The sequence below is a fragment of the Nocardia sp. NPDC060255 genome, assembly GCF_042727395.1.
In the GTDB taxonomy this organism is placed as follows: Bacteria; Actinomycetota; Actinomycetes; order Mycobacteriales; family Mycobacteriaceae; genus Nocardia.
Genome location: NZ_JBHXAU010000012.1, coordinates 78,833 through 97,200 on the forward strand (window position 1 = coordinate 78,833; position 18,368 = coordinate 97,200).

The window sequence follows — 18,368 nt, forward strand, 5'->3', positions numbered from 1 at the left end:
GCTCAGAAGGCCGCGTCCAGCGGAAGCTGCCGCACCTCCGGCAGATAGGGATCCAACTCGCCGGACTCGAACCGCGACATGCCGATCACTTGCCAGAACTGCCCTGCGGTATTGCCTTCGAACTTGTACCGACCATCCGGCGCGAGCGCCGCCCAGCCCTCCGACAGTCCGAGCAGTTCCGCACGAATGGTCGGCGCGGTCTCCGTATCCGGGTAATCACCGCCGGGCACTGCCCATAGAATCGCGTTCCCATCGTCGCCCCCACTGGCCAGCAGCCGCCCGGACGGATGAAACGCGAGCGACCACACCTGCCGCTTGTGCCCCTCCATCGTGTGCAGATGACGCCCGGTTGTCATGTCCCACAGGCGAACCACCAGATCCTCGCCACCGGTGGCCAACAGGCCGCTCTGCGGATCGACCGCCGCCGCCCACAGTCGGCCGGTGTGCCGAGTCAGCTCGTGCAGGCCGGCACCGGAGTTCACGTCCCAGATGCGCACCGTCATGTCCCACGAGACGCTGGCCAACCGGTCTCCGTGAAAAACCACCCCGTAGACCCGGTCGCTGTGGCCGTTCAGCTCACGCAACAACCTGCCGGATTCGACATCCCACAGTCGCACCACGGAATCGTCGCAGCCGGTGGCCATCAACGTGCCGTCAGCATCGAACGCGATCGACCGCACCCGCCCGTGATGCTCGGCGCACACCATGTGCAGCGCCCCGGTGGTCCGTGACCAGATGATCACCGTGTCGTCGTCGTTCGCGGTGGCCACGTATTGATCGGTCGGGTCGAAGGCGATCGCCCAGACCGGCGCGGCCTCGACATTGATGTGCCGCTGGAACAGGCCGGTGTCGAGGTTGAGCAGGCTGAGCCTGCCGTCGTTGCCGACCACCCCGAGCTGTTGCGGCTGCTTGCGACTGAACAGCGCCGATTCGAAGGTCACCAGCCGGTCTTCGCTACCGGCCAGCCGCCGAATCTGCTTGACCGTCACCGGATCCCAGAGCCGCACGACACCGTCGTTGCCGCCGGTCGCCAACAGCGTGCCATCGGTATTGAAGGTCACCGACCTGACCTGCCTGCCATGCCCGGTGAGCACGTGCCTGCTCGCCCCGGTCACCGGATCCCAGAGCCGCGTGGTGAATTGGTCGTCGGTGACGGCGAGCTGCCCGCCGTCCGGCCGGAAGGCGAACGGCCAGATCGACCCGGTGTGCGCGGTGATCCGGTGCCGCAGTTCCGCGGTGGCGCTGTCGCGCAGGCAGAGCAGACCCGCGCTGTCGCCGGAGGCGAGCAGATCGCCGGTCGGATCGAAGGCCACCCAGTAGATGGCGGCGTTGTGATCGGACGGCGCGTGCTTCGACTGGCCGGTTTCGACGTCCCAGATGCGCAGTCCCCCATCGGTATCGCCGCTGGCCAACAGCGGCAGTCGCGGATGGAAGGCCAGCGTGTACACCCGCCCGGTGTGGCCGGGCAGCCGACGAATCACCGCGCAGCGCACCGGATCCCACAGCGTGACCATGCCGCGCACATCGCCGACCGCGAGCAGATCACCCGCCGGATTGAACGCGATCCGGAACACCGCGCCCGTCGCGCCGGCGAATTCACCACGCTCGCGACCGGTTTCGACATCCCACAGCCGAACCTTGCCGTCGCGGTAGGCGGCGGCGACCACGCCTTCATGAAAAGCCAAGCTGAAGATCAGCTCCCGGCCGCTGTCCACCGGGACGCACTCGTGCAGCAGATCACCGTCGGGCAGCGACCAGAGCCGCAGCATCCCCTCGGCGTCGCCGGTGGCCAGTAGATCGCCCGCGCGGTTCAGCACCACCGGCCACGGCCATTCGCTGTGCCCGTGCAGGATTCGGCGCAACTCGCCGGTAGTCACGTCCCAAATCCCGACGGTGCCGTCGCTGGACCCGCTGATCAGCACGGTATCGGTGTAGGCGACCGCGAACGAGCGGTTGCGATGTCCCTGCAGGGTGCGCAGCGGCAGCCCGGTCTCGGTGTCGCAGATCAGCACGCCGCCGTCGTCGCTGCCGATGGCCAGGGTGCCGCCGTCCGGGCTGTAGGCCAGCGGCTGCGGCAACCGGCCGTGCCTGGCATGGAATCCGTGCCTGACTCCGATTGCGGCAGGGGCGAATTCGGTCCTGGCGACCGAACCCGGCACCCAGGCGGCGCCGCGCAGATCGGTGTCGGCCGGGGTGCCGGTGACGTCGAGCAGTGCCGCCCGGTTCCAGCGACTGCCGGTTCCCAGTGACCCGGTCAGGTCCGTACGGGCCAGCCGCGCCCTGGTGAAATCGGCCTCGGTCAGGTCCGCGCCGACCAGGCTCGCCTCGTCCAGCCGGGCACCGACCAGCCGCGCGCCGCGCAGGATCGCCCGGTCCAGGTTCACCCCGACCAGCCGCGCGCCGGTCAGGTCCGCGCCGGTCAGGTCGACCTGCTGCATGTCGCGATAGGAGAGGTCCTCGCCCACCAGGATCGCGCCGCGCAGGTCGGCGGTCGGCGCGGTCCGCAGGCGGGTGGTCAGCCGGATCGCGTTGGTCCGCGAGACCTCGTCGGCGACCGGGTCATCGAGCACCGCGTCGGCCCAGCTACGCGCGACCCGGATATCGGCGAGGTCACACAGGAAGTCGATGGACAGCTGCGAGAGCAGGGCGTGCGAGAGCTGCGGCGGTGTGGCGACACCTGCCCCGAACTGTTCGGCGATGTGGTTCGCGACCAGCCATTCGGTCACCGACGAGTGGATGAAGCCGAACAGATTGTCCTCGGTCCGCACCAGCAGGCTGCCGGAGCCGATGGCGTGCGCCGACTGCTGCACCGACATCCGATTGGCGCCGGTCATCTCCACGAGACTCTGTGCCACCTCGGTCAATTCGGCCAACCGCAGATAAGGTTCGCCGGTCTCCCAGATGCGCAACGCGAATTCGGTGACCGCGAGCCACAATTCGTGCAGGCCGAGGCCGGGCAGCGAACCTGCGGTCGCCGCGGTGCGTCCCGTCTCGTAGGACAGCCAGGATTCGAGGATCTCCCGATACAGCCCGGCCGCGCCGACGGCCTGCTGCGCGCCCGCCGCGGCCCGCAGCCGCCGCTCGTCCAGATCGGCGATGAAGCTGAGCATGCGCGGATTCTGGGCCAGCCCGAGCAGGTCCTCGATGCCGGTGATCAGCCGCATCCTGGCGTCGGCGCGCTGCACGTCGCCGTCGTAGCGGTTGGTGAGGAACGCGTGCACCTGCGTGGGCGCGAAGTCCTCGATGTTGAGGATCTGCCGGTCCTGCAGCAGCCCGACCCGCTCCCCCAGCGCGGTCAGCACCTGCGCGCGCGACTCGAAATGCTGTGTGCGGCTTGCGACTATGATCTTCGCCTTGCCGACCGCCGCCTGCAGCAGCGTCTCCAGATGGTCGGCGGCGAACTCGTAGCTGATCCTGGTGACGAGTTCGTCGAAGCCGTCGAACAACAGCACCACGCGTCCCTCACGGAGCATGTAGCGCAACGCTTTCAGGTCGATCCGGTCCTCGCCGTGATTGGCCAGGTGCGCGGCGACCAGGGCGTCCACCGAATGCGTCTTGTCCAGTGTGCGCAGGTCGATCAGGATCGGGAACAGCACGGGCATGGTTTCGGTGATGCGGCGGGCCAGCTCGTGCAGCGCGAAGGTCTTGCCGCGGCCGAAATCGCCGAGCACCAGCACGAACCGGCCGTGATCCGCCGCGACCAAGCGCAGCAGCTCGGCGACGAGATCGTCGTGGACCAGTTGATCACCGTGTTCGAGCATCCGGAAGCGTTGCGGCACATAGAGATCAGGCGGGTAGCGACGGTCGTTACGCAGCCGCTCGACCTGCTTGGCGAGGTAGTCGTCCAGGTCGAGCAGCCCCTGGAACTCGGTGAAGCTGCGCACCCGCAGGCCGTGGCTCGCGGCCTCGTCGCGCAGCGAACGCGGTGGCGGCGCACCGCGATAGACGAGCTCGGAGCCGTATTCCGGGTCGTTGCCGAGGAACTCCTCGACCACCTGCCTGGTCATGTCGCCGACGTGCACGCCGACCCGCCACTGCGCGGTGACGTCGTCGCGCTGATGGGTGATGAACAGGTGCGGCGGATCGGTCTCGACGCGGCGAATCTTGGCATCCGGGTAACGGGTTTCACACACCTCGGCGACGCGCTCCAGCAGTCGGCCGTGCGGGTCGACGATGGCGGGGGTTTCCGTGACGGGCTCGTCCGGGCCGGTGAGCTCCGGCATCGTGTTCGAGGCAAGTGCGGCAACGGCATTGGCCCACGGCGAGGCCAGGCGTGCGGTGGGATCCGCGGGATGTGTTGCGGTGGCCGAGTATCGGGCGAGGCCATCGGTGGTCAGGTGGATGATCTCGTCGCGCCCCGCCGCCCCCGCGGGGATGACGGGCAGCCTGCCGTCCAGCCGATCCAGGTGCGGCCCACCGGGACCCGGGCCGTGCAGCAGCAGGTTCAGCCGGCCGCCGAGCAGCCGGGACAGCGTGTCCGCATCCCGCAGTAGCGCCGGATCGCGGGGCGAGGCGGCCGGACCGGGCAGCGGGTCGTGCCGGACCACCCCCAGCCGCAGCCAGCCATTCTCCTCGAACGGGCGCAGGCGCTCCGCGAACCAGGCCGCCTGAGGTTCACCGATCCGGCCATAGTCGTCGTCGGGCAGGTGGCTCGCGGCCATGGTCGAGTTCAAACCCGCTACCACCACCCGCAATTCGGGGATCGGGAACAGCGTCCACGGCTGGCCGACGTCGAACACGAGATGGTCGAGGCCCTGGTACAACTCGGCAAACAGCCGCGCGTACTGCTCGAGCTTCGGGAAGTAGGGCGGCTGCGGTTTGCGTTCGCGCGCTTCACAATTCAGGAAATAGGCGTGACAGGCGACCTTGGAGACGTCGTGGTTGCCAGGCACCACGATCAGCCGGTCCGGTTCGAGACCGAGCAGCACGCGCAATCCGGTCAGGAAGGTAAGCGCCTCGTCGACCTCGCGCGGGCGGCCGGATTCGGTGAGATCGCCGGTCACCACGATCATGTCGGGTTTCGGCACGCCCTGGTCGACCAGCTGGGTGACGTTCGCGTAGATGCGCGACTGCAGTTCGCGGGCGGTGCTCGGTTCATCCTGCGCGAACAGGCCGCGCCCGAAGCGCGGGCCTGCCACGTGCAGCACGCTGACGCCGGAGCGGTGCTCGTCGCGGGGCACGCCGCCCGGAAAGGCCGGGGCCGCAACGGGAGTGCGCCGGTTCAGCGGGGACTCGACTGGGCCCGCCTCGTCCTCGGCGGTGTAGCGGTCCGGTAGCGCGGCGGTGCCGAGTTCGTTCGGGAACCGCGGTTCGTGCTGCGGTTTCCCCCGGCCCGCGAGCAGGTGCCGGACCCGCTCCATCAGGATGCGGCGGGCCTGCTCATCGGTCGGCACATCGACCAGGTCGATGTAGGTGAGCGTGGCGAGCAGGCCCTCCAGCGCACAGTCGGCGATGCGGATCGGCAGCAGCTTGCCGGGATCGGTGCGGAACGCGGCCTGCCATTCCATTGTCCCGTAACGCGATTGGAGATAGTTGTCGGAGAGCACCGCGAGCACGACCGCCGAATCGCGCACGCCGCGATCCATGAAGTCGATGAAGTTGGTGCCGGGCACGAAGTCCCAGGCCTGGATCAGGGTGCGATAGCCGGCGCTTTCCAGTTGCCAGGCCAGCCAGGTGGCCCACCGCTCATCCGCTGGGGAGTAACTGATGAAAAAGTCCCGCGCCCGCCCGCCCTGCTGTGTCACGCCCCCAGTATGGCCTAGGCCAATAGCATGGCAGGCGTGCCCGAACAGGTCGACTCCTCCGAACGAAACGCCACGGCGGCGCCGTCACGCCCGCGCTGGGGCCTGAGCGTGCTGGACTGGGTCCGGATCGGGCTGCTGCTCGCCGGGCTGTTGTGCGTGCTCACCGGGCTGTTGCCGCGGCACGAGGCCGCCGACAACATGCGCCGCATCGGCCCGCTGCTGCTGTTCCTCGGCAGCGTGATCGTGCTGGCCGAACTCACCCGCCAGGCCAAGGTGTTCGATGTGATCGCGCACCGGCTCGCCATCCTCGGGCGGGGTTACTATCCCGCGCTGTTCGTGCTGTGCGTGCTGTTCGCGTCGGCCACCACGATCCTGCTGAACCTCGACACCACGGCCGTGCTGATCACCCCGGTGATGCTCGCGCTGGCCGGACCGGCGCGCATCCCGCCGCTGCCGCTGGCCATGACCACCGTCTGGCTGGCCAATACCGCCAGCCTGCTGCTCCCGGTCTCCAATCTCACCAATCTGCTTGCCGCGAACCGGGTCGCGCTGACGGCAACCGGGTTCGCCGCGAAAATGTGGGCGCCCCAGCTCGTTTCGGTGACCGCGACGATGCTGTGCCTGTGGCTCTGGTATTGGCGGCGCGGACGCCGCGACACCGACCGCTACCTGCCGCCGGAGCCGGTCCGGCCGGCGAACGCGAAGGAACGGGTGCTGCTGTACACCACGGCGGCCGCCTGCCTGCTGTTCATCGTCGCGATTCCGTTCGTCGGCAACAGCATCGGCGTCGCGGCGACCGTCGCCGCCGTCATCGCGGTGGCCGCCTTCGCCGTCTTCGACCGTGCGTCGCTGCGGTTTTCGCTGATCCCCTGGCGGCTCTTGGTTTTCGTCGTCGGACTGTTCCTGGTGGTCCCCACGCTCGGCCGCCTCGGACTCTCCGATCTGATGCACACGCTGATCGGATCGGATTCCGGCGCGGCGGGGGCCTTCCGTGCGGCGGGCGCGGGCGCGACCCTGTCCAATATCGCCAACAACCTCCCCGCCTACACCGCGGGCGAGGCGGTCGTGCCGCCCGAAAACCACAACCAGCTACTGGCCTTGCTCATCGGCACCAACATCGCCCCGATCGTCACCCCGTGGGCCTCCCTCGCCACCCTGCTCTGCCTGGAGTTCTGCCGCACCCACAACGTCCGGGTCCCCATGCTCCGCTTCGTCCTCACCGGCCTCGGACTCGCCGTGCTCGGCACTACCGGCGCGGTGGCGGCGCTGCTTATCATCGGATAGCAGCAGTTTCGGAGGGGGAATCACCCATGGTCAACGTCGACTTCACCGTGACCAACGTGTTCGACATCAGCGGACGCGGCGTAGTGATGGTGGCAGGCCGCCTGGCCGCCGGCGTCATCGAGGCGGGCGACGTCCTGTACGACTCGGTCACCGGCGCACGAATAACCGTGGCGGGCTTGGAATTTCACGGCGGCCGCGAACCCGACGAACACGTACTGGTGGTACCCGCCAACGAGGTCGACCGCATCCACATCGACCAGCATCTGACCGATCAACGCCCCGACGACGGACTCACCCGAACCCCGCGCCTGGTGCGCATCCTCGACGCCGCCCCCGATATCGCCAGAGCGCAAGGCCACGATTACGTCGGCGTCGAACACCTGATGCTCGCCATCCTGTCCGACCCGGACGCGGTGCCGACCCAGCACCTGCGCAAGCTGGGCTTGGACCCGGACAATATCGCTGAAACGTTGCAGGAGTCGCTCCGGGACAGCCGGCCGCGTTGAACGATTCGACGAACCCCGGCGCAGTCAGCCGGGTAGACCGGTGACGGTCACTTCCGCGGCGGACTTCACCAACAGCGTGAGGTCGGACATCATTTCGGAGCTGCCTGCGATGAAATCTACTTCACCGGTGGGTAATTCGAGGCGTTCGTCGAGGGTCGCACCGTGGAAGTCGGTGATATGCATGCCGGATTCACGGGCAAGAAGCGCGCCTGCGGGGAGATCGATCAGACCGGCTCGGTAGCCGACGAAGCCGTCGATGTCGCCATTACTCAGCATGACCCAGCACAGCAGGGGCGACCAGAGTTGGATCAGGCGGCGCGAGGCCGATTCGAGAGTGAGGCGCAGGGCGCGGGCCGTGGGATCGGCGCGGGTGACCGGGTAACCCTGCAGCCAGGCGAGGACGGGGGCGGAAGCGGCCGGGCGGTGCGCCGGGTGCCACAGCGGGCCGTTCGGGCCGTGCGCGCCGCGGCCGCGAATGGCGGTCCAGGTGCGGTCGGCGATCGGTTCGTGCACGACGCCGAGGACCGGTGTTCCGTTGTGGCACAGCGCGATACCGACGGTGCAGACCGGCAGGCCGATGGCGATGTTGTTGGTGCCGTCGAGCGGGTCGATCACCCAGCACCAGGCGTCGTCGGCGTTGTCGAGAACACCGGATTCCTCGGCGAGGATGCCGTGCGCGGGGAAGGCGCGGCGAATATGGCGCAGGATGATCTCTTCGGCCAGCAAGTCCAGGTCGGTGACCACATCACCGGTCGGGTCCTTGGTGCTGATGGTCAGCGCCTCCAGCAGCCCGGAGCGGATCGCGTGGCCCGCCTCGACGGCCGCGGCGACGGCGACACCCGCCGCCAGGTCGAGCAGTGTGTCCGGCATTACCTGGTTCATCACGTCGCCCGCTCGCATCGGTTCTCCAGTTCCTTCGGCAGGGGTTGGTCCTGCAGATGGGCGAGCACGGTGTGCGCCGCGCGCCGGGTTTCGTTGGCGGTGCACAACGTTCGATGCACCCAGTGGTCGGTGGTGGCGAGCGTGCCGAGCGATAGATCGGGACGGCCGCGGTTGTCCTCGCCGAGGACGACGGTGGCCGCCTCGCCGTGCACGTCGGACACGTGGAACGCACCGTGTGGCAGCGTATACACCTCGCCCGTGTGGAAGTCCTCGCGGGAGCGCGTCCGGTAGGTGACCAGGCGTTGCGTCGCGTGCACCAGGTCGCCGTCCGCGGCGCTCTGGATCTCGAACAGGCGATGGGTGGGCTGCGCCGGGGCGCTGAGGATTTCGATGATCTCATTACCGACGGTGCCGTACAGCACGGTGCTGAGCAGGTCCCAGCTGTGCGCGTGCACCTTCGACGTGGTCGGTTCGGCGCGCACCCCCTCGGTCCAGACGTGCACGCAGATGCCGAAACCGTCACCGCGCCACGCGGGAAAACACAAGAAGCCCAACGGATGCCGGACCGCGAGCAGGTCCGAACTTCCGTCGACGACACCCGCGAGGACGTCGCGGGCCCACCTTCGCACCGCGGCCCCGGTGTTATCGGAGCCGATCAGCGTGCGCAGGCGGGCGTATTCGTTCACTAATACGGGTTCCTCGGTTGGAGCGCGCGACGCACGATGTCGGCTACGTCGCGATCGGTGAACGCGGCCGGGAGCTCCAGGGATAGCAGCTGGAACAGGCTACGCACCTGGTCTACGGTCGGCTCGTCGGACAGCGGCAGTTCCTCGCTGCGGCTCAGCGGGACCTGACGGGTCTGCTTGAAGCTGGCGACCAGTTCGCGGTTGAAATCGCGGTAATACGGCTTGCCTCGCTCGAACATCAGCGCCGGCGTGTTCGGATTGTCCTGGGTGACAATGACGCAGCTGGACGACAGGTCCCAGCGGAACGTCGTCATCACCGTCGACAGGCCGACGTCGATGGTCAGGAAGGTGAACCGCTGCCGGTACCAGCAGGCGGCCAGCACGGTGGCGAACGCTTCCTTGCGGGTGCGCTCGGTGGTCCACAGCTCGCCGGTGCGGTCGGCCTCGGGCGAGAGCGAGGAACGGAACTGGGCGTAGGTCTTGCACAGCACTTCGTTGGTCGGGTCGAGGATCTCCAGCTGCATGCGCAGCGGGCGCTGTTCGCGCCGCGCGTTCTCCACGCATTCGCGCAGCGTCACTGCCCGGATGTAAGTTCCGGTGCCGCCCTTGAAGATCCACTGCTCGGTGCCGCGCCGGGCGACAGTGTGCGCGTGGCCGATCTCGGGCCCGAACAGCAGCTGCACCGAATTCGCGTCGCGCATCGCCTTGGCCGACAGGTGCCGGTCGCGCAGCAGCGTGGTCGCGAGCAACGCGAGGACGAGCAGCACCGCCGCATTCACGTTGTCGGTGGGGATCACGTCCAGGACCGTGAGCAAACCGACGGTCACGGCGAGCACCAGCGCGACGAAACCATCGACGTTGTTACGCAACCAGATCAGCAACCGCGCCATGCAGCCCTCCCCTCTGTTCTCCCCAGGATAGAGGCAGCCGGTCGGCGGCCGCGAAGGAAACCAGAAGTCGTGCGCGCCAACGGCAATGCTCGCGGGCGTGGTCCACGCCACAGCGGGGCGGCTTGACCTCGAGTGCGGTTGAGGAAACAGGATAGGAATCGGTCGTCGAGTTACCCATTCGACGACAGCAGGCCCGGATGCTTCGGCATCCCGCTCCCGTCGGTCCCGTACACCCCCGGCGGGAGCGCAAAGGGCCCGCGCGAACGAGAAACCGCCCACCTTCTGACGTCAGAAGGCGGGCGGCTGGGTTGAGCTCAGTTCGGAGTGGTGGATTCCCACTCGTAGACAGTGACTTCCGACGAGCCGGTGGTGTGCACCGGGTCGGCGAACGCGAGTTCCCGTGCGGCGTCCAGGTTTTCGGCAGCGATGAAGTACGCACCGCCGGTGCCGTCGGTGAAACGCGCACTCTCCACCAGTTGACCGCGCTCGCTCAGCTGCTGCAGGAAATCCTTGTGCGGCTGGAGCACGGCGGTGTCGAAGCGCGGCGTGCGCATCGCCAGCACGAGGTACTTCTTCACGCGTCGGCCTCCGGGCGCGACACGCGGGTGGCGGCCGCGGCGGCGCGGACCTGCGGCGCGATCAGCACCACCTGGCCGAGCACGCCGTTCACGAACGACGGGGAGTCGTCGGTGGACAGCTCCTTGGCCAGCTCCACCGCCTCGTCCACCGCGACGACCGGCGGAACATCGTTGGCGTGGAACAACTCCCACACCGCGATGCGCAGGATGGCGCGGTCGACGGCGGGCAGCCGGGACAGCTCCCAGTCCTTGAGATAGGACTCGATGGTGCCGTCGACCCGATCGAGGTCGTCGGCGACGCCCTCGACCAGCGTGTGGGTGTAGGCGTGCACCGGCGCGACGGCCTGATCGCGGGTGGCCAGCTCGACCCGCTCATCGAGCAGGTCGGCCGGGTCCACGTCGCGGGCTTCCGCCTCGAAGAGCAGGTCGACGGCCCGGCGGCGGGCTTTGTGCCGCGTGCCGAGCTTCTTGAAGGACTTCTTGTCTACCGGCTGTTCAGCCACAGTCACCATTATCTCAGTCGAGGCAGGGCGATCAGGCGTTGACTCGGCCGAGGTAGCTGCCGTCACGCGAATCGATGCGCAGCTTGTCGCCGGTGTTGATGAACAGCGGGACCTGCACCTCGGCGCCGGTCTCCAGGGTGGCGGGCTTGGTGCCGCCGGTGGAACGGTCGCCCTGCAGGCCGATGTCGGTGTGCTGCACCTCGAGCTCGACCGTGACCGGGAGCTCGACGTACAGCGGTGCGCCCTCGTGCGTGGCGACCTGCACGGTCATGTTCTCCAGCAGGAAGCGCGCGCCGGGACCGATGGTCTGCTCGGAGATGGAGATCTGGTCGAAGGTGTCGCCGTCCATGAAGACGTAGTCCGAGCCGTCGTGGTACAGGTAGGTCATGTCGCGGCGGTCGACCGTCGCGGTCTCCACCTTGACGCCCGCGTTGAACGTCTTGTCGACGACCTTGCCGGACAGCACGTTCTTCAGCTTGGTCCGCACGAACGCGGGGCCCTTGCCCGGCTTGACGTGCTGGAATTCGATAATCTGCTGCAGCTGATTGTCGATTTTCAGCACAAGGCCGTTCTTGAAGTCGCTGGTGTCCGCCACTGTCCTCGGATCTCCTAGTTCGTAAACAACGTGTTGGTCAACCGGCGTCATTCGACGACGGTCAGGTCTTTGCTGGTGTTGGTGAGCAACTCCGGGCCCCCTTCGCGCACCACGAGCGTGTCCTCGATCCGGACCCCGCCGCGGCCGGGAAAGTACACACCGGGTTCGACGGTCACCGCCACGCCAGCAAGAAGTGTACCGGTTCCGTTTTTGGCGATGCCCGGCGCTTCGTGGATCTGTAGTCCCACCCCGTGTCCGAGGCCGTGCACGAACAGTTTGCCGTGTCCGGCGGCCTCGATCACCGAGCGCGAGGCCGCGTCCACTTCGTCGACCTGCACGCCGGGTCGCAGCGCCTCGCGTCCGGCCCGCTGCGCGGCCTCGACCAGTGCGTACACCTCACGTTGCCAGTCGCTGGGCCGGCCGAGGACGAGGGTGCGGGTCATGTCCGAGTGGTAGCCGCCGATCAGCGCGCCGAAGTCGAGTTTCACGAAATCGCCGGTGGCGAGCACGGCGTCGGTCGGCCGATGGTGTGGGACAGCCGAATTCACGCCCGCGGCGACGATGGTATCGAAGGACACCGCGTCGGCGCCGTGTTCGAACATGGCCCATTCCAGGTCTCTGGCGACCTGCTTCTCGGTGCGGCCCGGGCGTAGCAGCCCGCGTTCGAGCAGGGTGGCGAGACCGGCGTCGCCCGCCGCGCAGGCGGCCGCGAGCTGGGCGATCTCGTAGGCGTCCTTGACCATGCGGAGTTGCTCGACCAGGCCGGGGGTGGCGACGAACTCCAGTCCGGTGCACTGCTCGATGAAGCCGCGGTGCTGATCGACGGTGACGATGTGGCTCTCGTAGCCGGTCCGGCCGAGCTGCCATTCGCCGGCCAGTTCGATGATCCGGCGGGCGGTGGCCTTGGCGATCTCGGCCCGCAGGTCCGGGACCTGCTCGGCGACCTGGGTCTGGTAGCGGCCGTCGGTGCAGATGACCGTGCGGTCCTCGGCGTTGCGCATGTCCCAGGAATGCACGAGTAGCGCCGCGTTGGATCCGGTGAATCCGGTCAGGTACCGGAGATTCACCAGGTCGGTGACCAGCAGGGCGTCTACCCCGTTTTCCACCAGCAGACTCCGCAGCGCGCCACGCCGCGCGGCGTAGTCGGGTCTATGGCCCGCGTGATCAGCACACATGGTTCAAAGCTACCGCCGACACGCCGTATCTCCGCATACAACACGTGTACCGGCCGCTGCCACTGCGCCGACCTCGTGGTGCTGCTCTTGGTGGCTGCGGCGGAATGCCGTTGGCGCTGGCCGTTTTCCGTACCGGACGGCATGCGGAGAGCGGTTGTTCACATGTCGGGAAGCTATCCACATTCGGGGGCAGCGGGGTTGTCTCGCGCCACGATCGGACCAGAGTGGACGGCATGCCGAAAGTTGCCTTCGCCGCCCTCCTCGCGTGGTGTGTTGTGTTGAGCGTCATCGATTTTCGGCAGCGGCGGTTGCCGAATTCGCTGACCGGATGGGGTGCGGTCGCGGTGTTCGCATACGCCTTGTCCACAGCTCAATACACAGCCGCTTTTGTCGGTTCCGTACTACTCGCAGTGCCATATCTGCTGGTGCACCTGGTCCTGCCCACTGCCTTCGGTGCCGGCGACGTGAAGCTCGCCGTCGGCTTGGGCGCGGCGGCGGCCCTCGGCGGCGGACCCGTGTGGGTGTGGTCAGCACTGGCTGCGCCCTTGCTGACCGCGTGCGCCGGAGTTGCCGTGCTCGGGCTGCGTCGAATCCGAACGCCGACCGACCTACCCGACGCATCCCGGCGAATCGTGATACCGCATGGGCCCGCGATGTGCCTGGCAACGGTATGCGCACTGGCTACTGCGAGTGCCGGATGATCGGGCGACTGCGCGTCCTCCGAAACGAGGCGCCGCACGCAGGTACCGCGTGCCTGGCAACAGGTATGCGCCACAGGAATGGCCGGGCAATCGGCCCGCATCGACTCCGCGCGTCTGCCGACCTGACGCGCCGCACAGTCCTGCCAGGTGTCTGGCGACGGTTGGGCGCGCTGGCCACCGCGAGTGCCGGACAATGGAGCGGCACCGACTCCGGGCGCCCGCCGAATCGCCCCACTGAATCGTGGTATCGCAGTGCCTGCCCTCTGCCTGACGACGGCACCCGCGCTGGCCGATGCGGGTGCCGGATGGATCGCCGGGTTGCCGCCGTCGCAGGCCAGGCGCGGCACGAGCGGGATGCGACGGGGCGGGCGTTCGGCCATCGTCATGGGCTACGTGCGATACGCGAGCGGGTGCGCGCGGACCGCACTGTGCCGAACGTGCCCGCCATCACGGCGGGCCGCGTGCCGGAGCAGCCGCGCCGACATGGGAAGATGGTGGGCGTGTTGCGCTGGATAACTGCCGGAGAATCCCACGGTCCCGCTCTCGTCACCATCCTCGAGGGGATGGTGGCCGGTGTCGAGGTCACGTCCGACGAGATCTCCGCGCAGTTGGCGCGCCGCAGGCTAGGGTACGGCCGCGGCGCCAGGATGAAGTTCGAGGCCGACAAGGTGACCGTCGTCGGCGGCGTCCGGCACGGCCGCACCATGGGCGGCCCGGTCGCCATCGAGATCGCCAACTCCGAGTGGCCGAAGTGGACGACGGTCATGTCCGCCGACCCGGTCGACCCGGACGAGCTCGCCGAACTGGCCCGCAACGCCCCGCTCACCCGGCCGCGCCCCGGGCACGCCGACTACTCCGGCATGCTCAAGTACGACTTCGACGACGCCCGCAACGTGCTCGAGCGGGCCAGCGCCAGGGAGACCGCGGCGCGCGTCGCGGCGGGCACCGTGGCACGGAACTTCCTGCGGCAGGCGTTCGGCGTCGAGGTGATCTCGCACGTCGTCTCGATCGGCACCGCGCAGAACACCACCGGTGTGGTGCCGACCGCCGCGGACCTGGCCGCCATCGATGAGAGCCCGGTGCGTTCGTTCGACAAGGACGCCGAGGCCGCGATGATCGCCGAGATCGAAGCCGCCAAGAAGGACGGCGACACCCTCGGCGGCGTCGTCGAGGTGGTCATCGACGGACTTCCGGTCGGGCTCGGCTCGTTCACCAGCGGCGAGAACCGGCTCGATTCGCGACTCGCGGGCGCGCTCATGGGCATTCAGGCCATCAAGGGCGTCGAGGTCGGCGACGGTTTCGAGACCGCGCGCCGCCGCGGCAGCCAGGCGCACGACGAGATGAAGCCCGGCACCGACGGTGTGCTGCGTTCCACCAACCGGGCCGGCGGCCTGGAGGGCGGCATGACGAATGGCGAGGCGCTGCGCGTGCGCGCCGCGATGAAGCCGATCTCGACGGTGCCGCGCGCACTCGCGACCGTCGACATGACCACCGGCGAGGAAGCCGTCGCCATCCACCAGCGTTCGGACGTGTGTGCCGTGCCCGCCGCGGGCGTGGTCGCCGAGTCCATGGTCGCGCTGGTCGTCGCGCAGGCCGCGCTGGAGAAGTTCGGCGGCGACTCGCTCGGCGAGACCCTCGGCAACATCACCAGCTACGTCAAGCGGATCAGCGACCGCCCGCACAACGCGCCCGCTGACACCAGCACGCCATGATCGTGCAGACCGATCCGCGCGCGCCGCGCGTGGTGCTGGTCGGACCGCCGGGCGCGGGGAAAACGACGATCGGCCGCAAGCTCGCCAAGGAACTCGGCGTCGAGCTGTACGACACCGACGCGGGCATCGAGCGGGAGACCGGTCGCACCATTCCCGAAATCTTCGCCACCGACGGCGAACCCGAGTTCCGCAAGATCGAGGAGCGGGTGGTGCGCCGTGCGATCCTGGCCGAGCGCGGCGTCGTCTCGCTCGGCGGCGGTGCCGTGCTGTCCCAGGACACCAGGGCGCTGCTGCGCAACCGCACCGTCGTCTACCTGGAAATCAGTGTGGGCGAAGGACTCCGCCGCACCGGGGCGAGCACCAACCGGCCGCTGCTCAACGGCGCCGATCCGGCCGCCAAGTACCGCGAGCTGATGCGCAAGCGTCGCCCGCTGTACCGCGAGGTCGCCTCGGTTCGGGTGCGCACTGACGGTCGCAGTCCCGGTCGCGTGGTCAAAATGGTGCTGGCCAAACTCGGCGTCGAACCCATGGAGCCGAGCACCGGGACCGACGTCGACTGCGCGGATCTGTTCGAGACCACGCAGGCAACGACCACCGCGGGCGAGAATGGCGGAACTCCGCAGGGCAGCAGCCGATCCCGGGCCCGGCGGCGGGCGCGGGCACGGGCCGCCGCGCGCCGAGCGGCGGCCGCGCAGGAATCGGCCGAAGCATCCGGCGAGTCGAATCCGACGGGGAAGACCGCCGCGAATGCGAGTGGCCGGAGCTGGCGCTCACGTCGCGCCGAGGCAGCCCACACCGACGCGGCCTCGGCCGGCGGCCCAACAGCCGAAGCGTCCGACGGCCTAACAGCGAAGTCCGCTGACGGTTCGAGCTCGACCGCGCGAAGCTGGCGTGCCCGTCGCGCGGCCGCGCAGGAAGCGGCCGCACCGAGCGAGGCCGACGGAACAGCCAAGCCGGACGGCACGGAAGAACAGAGCAAAAGTTCGCGATCCAGCGGCCGGGCCAGGCGCGCCCGTGCGCGGCGAGCTCGTGTGCGGGCCCGCAAAAACCAAGAAGCATCAACAGAATCGGAGCAGCAGACGTGAGCGAGCGCAGCGAGCGAACCACAGACACAGCACCATCTGGCGCGACGGAGCCGAGCGTCAGCGAGGCGCAGTCGTGACAGAGCCGAATCGTCTCGAAGTTCGTACCGCGAATCCGTATCCGGTGATCATCGGTCGCGGTCTGCTCGGTGAGCTCGTCGAGGCGGTCAACGGCGCCACGAGCGGCGTGCGCTCGGTCGCGATCTTCCACCAGCCGCCGCTCGCCGAGACCGCCGAGGCGGTGCGGAAGGCCTTGGCCGACAGCGGCCTCGACGCGCACCGCATCGAGATCCCGGACGCCGAGGCGGGCAAGGAACTCGCCGTCGCCGGCTTCTGCTGGGAGGTGCTCGGCCGGATCGGCTTGACCCGCAACGATGTCGTGGTGAGCCTCGGTGGTGGCGCCGCCACCGACCTGGCCGGTTTCGTGGCCGCCACCTGGATGCGCGGCGTGCAGATCGTGCATGTGCCGACCACGCTGCTGGCCATGGTCGACGCGGCCGTCGGCGGCAAGACCGGCATCAACACCGAGGCGGGCAAGAACCTGGTCGGCTGCTTCCACGAGCCGGCCGCCGTGCTCGTCGACCTGGCCACGCTGGAAACCGTGCCGCGCAACGAGATCGTGGCGGGCATGGCCGAGATCATCAAGGCCGGTTTCATCGCCGACCCGGTGATCCTCGACCTGGTCGAGCGCGACCCGCAGGCCGCCCTCGACCCGACCGGCGATGTGCTGCCCGAGCTGATTCGGCGCGCGATCCAGGTGAAGGCCGACGTGGTCGCCGCCGACCTCAAGGAGGCCAGCCTCCGCGAGATCCTCAACTACGGCCACACCCTCGGCCACGCGATCGAGCGCCGCGAGCGCTACCGCTGGCGCCACGGCGCCGCCGTCGCCGTCGGCCTCGTCTTCGCCGCCGAACTCGGCCGCCTGGCCGGTCGCCTCGACGACGCCACCGCCGACCGCCACCGCGCCATCCTGGAAAGCGTCGGCCTGCCAACAACTTACGACGCCGACGCCCTCCCCCAACTCCTCGACACCATGCAAACCGACAAGAAAACCCGCTCCGGCGTCCTCCGCTTCGTCGTCCTCGACGGCCTCGCCAAACCCGGCCGCCTCGAGGGCCCCGACCCCACCCTCCTCGCCGCCGCCTACTCCGCCATCCTCCGCGAAGGCACCCCCACCACCGGCATCCTGCTGTAACCACCCCGCGCACCGATTCGCCTCCAGCGCACAGCATCACCGACAATTTCCCGCGCGGCATACCAATCCACACGCGGCACGCCAATCCACGCGCGGTGCGTCAGGTCGCGCGCGGTGCGTCAGGTCGCGCGCGACCCTGCCGTATGCCGAGCTGCGCACGAACTCGCTCGCCGCGCACGAATTTGCCGACAATCTCATACGCGGCATACCAATCCGTGCGCAGCGACGCGGGGCGACCGAGCTGCGCACGCATTCTCCGGACGCGCACGATTTCGCTGACGATTTCGTACGCAGCACACGGATTCGTACGCAGCCAGCCGTCTTCCGCGCCGCGCACGAACTCGCTCGCCGCGCACGAAGTTGCCGACAATCTCATACGCGGCATACCAATCCACGCGCAGCGTGACAATCTACGCGCGGTGCGTCAGGTCACGCTCGACCCTGGCCGTATCGCGAACCGCGCACCAGTTCGCACGCCGCGCACGAATCGGCTGACGATATCGCCCGCGGCATGCCAATCCGTGCGCAGCGACGCGGGGCGACCGTGCTGCGCACGCATTCTCCGGACGCGCACGATTTCGCTGACGATTTCGTACGCAGCACACGGATTCGTACGCAGCAAGCCGTCTTCCGCGCTGCGCACGTACTCGCTCGCCGCGCACGAATTTACTGACAATCTCATACGCGGCATACCAATCCACGCGCAGCACGACAATCCACGCGCGGTGCAACAGATCGCGCGCGACCTGGCCGTATGGCGAACCGCGCACCAGTTCGCGCGCCGCGCACGAATCGGCTGACGATTTCGTACGCAGCACACGGATTCGTACGCGGC

General features: G+C 68.5%; 14 protein-coding genes and 1 pseudogene. 7 read left to right on the top strand and 8 right to left on the bottom strand.

What is annotated here, in order from left to right:
- Nucleotides 1-2 precede the first annotated feature (2 nt).
- Nucleotides 3-5,744 carry a TIR domain-containing protein gene (locus ACFWF1_RS22390; RefSeq protein WP_379287496.1) on the bottom strand — a complete coding sequence of 1,914 codons (5,742 nt, stop codon included), beginning with the start codon at nucleotides 5,742-5,744 and terminating at the stop codon, nucleotides 3-5.
- Between the two features lie 27 nt (nucleotides 5,745-5,771).
- On the opposite strand from ACFWF1_RS22390, the gene ACFWF1_RS22395 reads away from it, so the two are divergent.
- On the top strand, nucleotides 5,772-7,028 hold the full coding sequence (locus ACFWF1_RS22395; RefSeq protein ID WP_379287494.1) for an SLC13 family permease: 1,257 nt from the start codon (nucleotides 5,772-5,774) through the stop codon (nucleotides 7,026-7,028).
- A gap of 26 nt (nucleotides 7,029-7,054) precedes the next feature.
- On the top strand, nucleotides 7,055-7,534 hold the full coding sequence (locus ACFWF1_RS22400; RefSeq protein WP_379287492.1) for a Clp protease N-terminal domain-containing protein: 480 nt from the start codon (nucleotides 7,055-7,057) through the stop codon (nucleotides 7,532-7,534).
- Between the two features lie 24 nt (nucleotides 7,535-7,558).
- Here ACFWF1_RS22400 and ACFWF1_RS22405 read toward each other — a convergent pair whose 3' ends face one another.
- The 7 genes from ACFWF1_RS22405 to ACFWF1_RS22435 all read right to left on the bottom strand — a co-directional run bounded on the left by ACFWF1_RS22405 (nucleotide 7,559) and on the right by ACFWF1_RS22435 (nucleotide 12,843).
- Nucleotides 7,559-8,434: an inositol monophosphatase family protein gene (locus ACFWF1_RS22405; RefSeq protein WP_379287490.1), complete on the bottom strand. Its 876-nt coding sequence runs from the start codon at nucleotides 8,432-8,434 to the stop codon at nucleotides 7,559-7,561.
- A complete protein-coding gene (locus ACFWF1_RS22410; protein WP_379287488.1) occupies nucleotides 8,416-9,102 on the bottom strand; it encodes a hypothetical protein in 687 nt (228 codons plus the stop codon). Before ACFWF1_RS22410 ends, ACFWF1_RS22405 begins: the two co-directional genes overlap by 19 nt.
- Nucleotides 9,102-9,992 carry a hypothetical protein gene (locus tag ACFWF1_RS22415; protein ID WP_379287487.1) on the bottom strand — a complete coding sequence of 297 codons (891 nt, stop codon included), beginning with the start codon at nucleotides 9,990-9,992 and terminating at the stop codon, nucleotides 9,102-9,104. The genes ACFWF1_RS22410 and ACFWF1_RS22415 overlap by 1 nt, the downstream gene beginning before the upstream one ends.
- A 314-nt stretch (nucleotides 9,993-10,306) precedes the next feature.
- A complete protein-coding gene (locus ACFWF1_RS22420; RefSeq protein ID WP_379287485.1) occupies nucleotides 10,307-10,570 on the bottom strand; it encodes a YciI family protein in 264 nt (87 codons plus the stop codon).
- Nucleotides 10,567-11,073, bottom strand: a complete 507-nt coding sequence (gene nusB, locus ACFWF1_RS22425) for a transcription antitermination factor NusB (protein ID WP_357391976.1) — start codon at nucleotides 11,071-11,073, stop codon at nucleotides 10,567-10,569. Before nusB ends, ACFWF1_RS22420 begins: the two co-directional genes overlap by 4 nt.
- Nucleotides 11,074-11,104: 31 nt before the next feature.
- On the bottom strand, nucleotides 11,105-11,668 hold the full coding sequence (gene efp, locus ACFWF1_RS22430) for an elongation factor P (RefSeq protein WP_379287482.1): 564 nt from the start codon (nucleotides 11,666-11,668) through the stop codon (nucleotides 11,105-11,107).
- A 47-nt stretch (nucleotides 11,669-11,715) separates the two neighbouring features.
- Nucleotides 11,716-12,843: a M24 family metallopeptidase gene (locus ACFWF1_RS22435; protein WP_379287480.1), complete on the bottom strand. Its 1,128-nt coding sequence runs from the start codon at nucleotides 12,841-12,843 to the stop codon at nucleotides 11,716-11,718.
- 233 nt (nucleotides 12,844-13,076) lie between these two features.
- On the opposite strand from ACFWF1_RS22435, the gene ACFWF1_RS22440 reads away from it, so the two are divergent.
- The 5 genes and pseudogenes from ACFWF1_RS22440 to ACFWF1_RS22460 all read left to right on the top strand — a co-directional run bounded on the left by ACFWF1_RS22440 (nucleotide 13,077) and on the right by ACFWF1_RS22460 (nucleotide 18,333).
- Nucleotides 13,077-13,544, top strand: a complete 468-nt coding sequence (locus tag ACFWF1_RS22440; RefSeq protein ID WP_379287478.1) for a prepilin peptidase — start codon at nucleotides 13,077-13,079, stop codon at nucleotides 13,542-13,544.
- 500 nt (nucleotides 13,545-14,044) lie between these two features.
- Nucleotides 14,045-15,256 (top strand): chorismate synthase, encoded by a 1,212-nt coding sequence (aroC, locus tag ACFWF1_RS22445; RefSeq protein ID WP_379287547.1) that lies wholly within the window; start codon nucleotides 14,045-14,047, stop codon nucleotides 15,254-15,256.
- A pseudogene (locus tag ACFWF1_RS22450) lies at nucleotides 15,253-15,771 on the top strand (shikimate kinase); the annotation flags it as partial. The gene aroC and the pseudogene ACFWF1_RS22450, both read left to right, overlap by 4 nt.
- A 643-nt stretch (nucleotides 15,772-16,414) precedes the next feature.
- Nucleotides 16,415-17,533, top strand: coding sequence for a 3-dehydroquinate synthase (gene aroB / locus ACFWF1_RS22455; protein ID WP_379287476.1), 1,119 nt, complete (start codon nucleotides 16,415-16,417; stop codon nucleotides 17,531-17,533).
- Between the two features lie 215 nt (nucleotides 17,534-17,748).
- Entirely contained in the window at nucleotides 17,749-18,333 is a 585-nt protein-coding gene (locus ACFWF1_RS22460; protein ID WP_379322206.1) for a hypothetical protein, read from the top strand.
- Nucleotides 18,334-18,368: the final 35 nt, after the last annotated feature.

Coding starts and splice junctions, on each gene's coding strand:
- ACFWF1_RS22395 (WP_379287494.1), top strand. CDS start 5,772: ATGGCAGGCGTGCCCGAACAGGTCGACTCCTCCGAACGAAACGCCACG.
- ACFWF1_RS22400 (WP_379287492.1), top strand. CDS start 7,055: ATGGTCAACGTCGACTTCACCGTGACCAACGTGTTCGACATCAGCGGA.
- ACFWF1_RS22405 (WP_379287490.1), bottom strand. CDS start 8,434: ATGCGAGCGGGCGACGTGATGAACCAGGTAATGCCGGACACACTGCTC.
- ACFWF1_RS22415 (WP_379287487.1), bottom strand. CDS start 9,992: ATGGCGCGGTTGCTGATCTGGTTGCGTAACAACGTCGATGGTTTCGTC.
- ACFWF1_RS22435 (WP_379287480.1), bottom strand. CDS start 12,843: ATGTGTGCTGATCACGCGGGCCATAGACCCGACTACGCCGCGCGGCGT.
- ACFWF1_RS22440 (WP_379287478.1), top strand. CDS start 13,077: ATGCCGAAAGTTGCCTTCGCCGCCCTCCTCGCGTGGTGTGTTGTGTTG.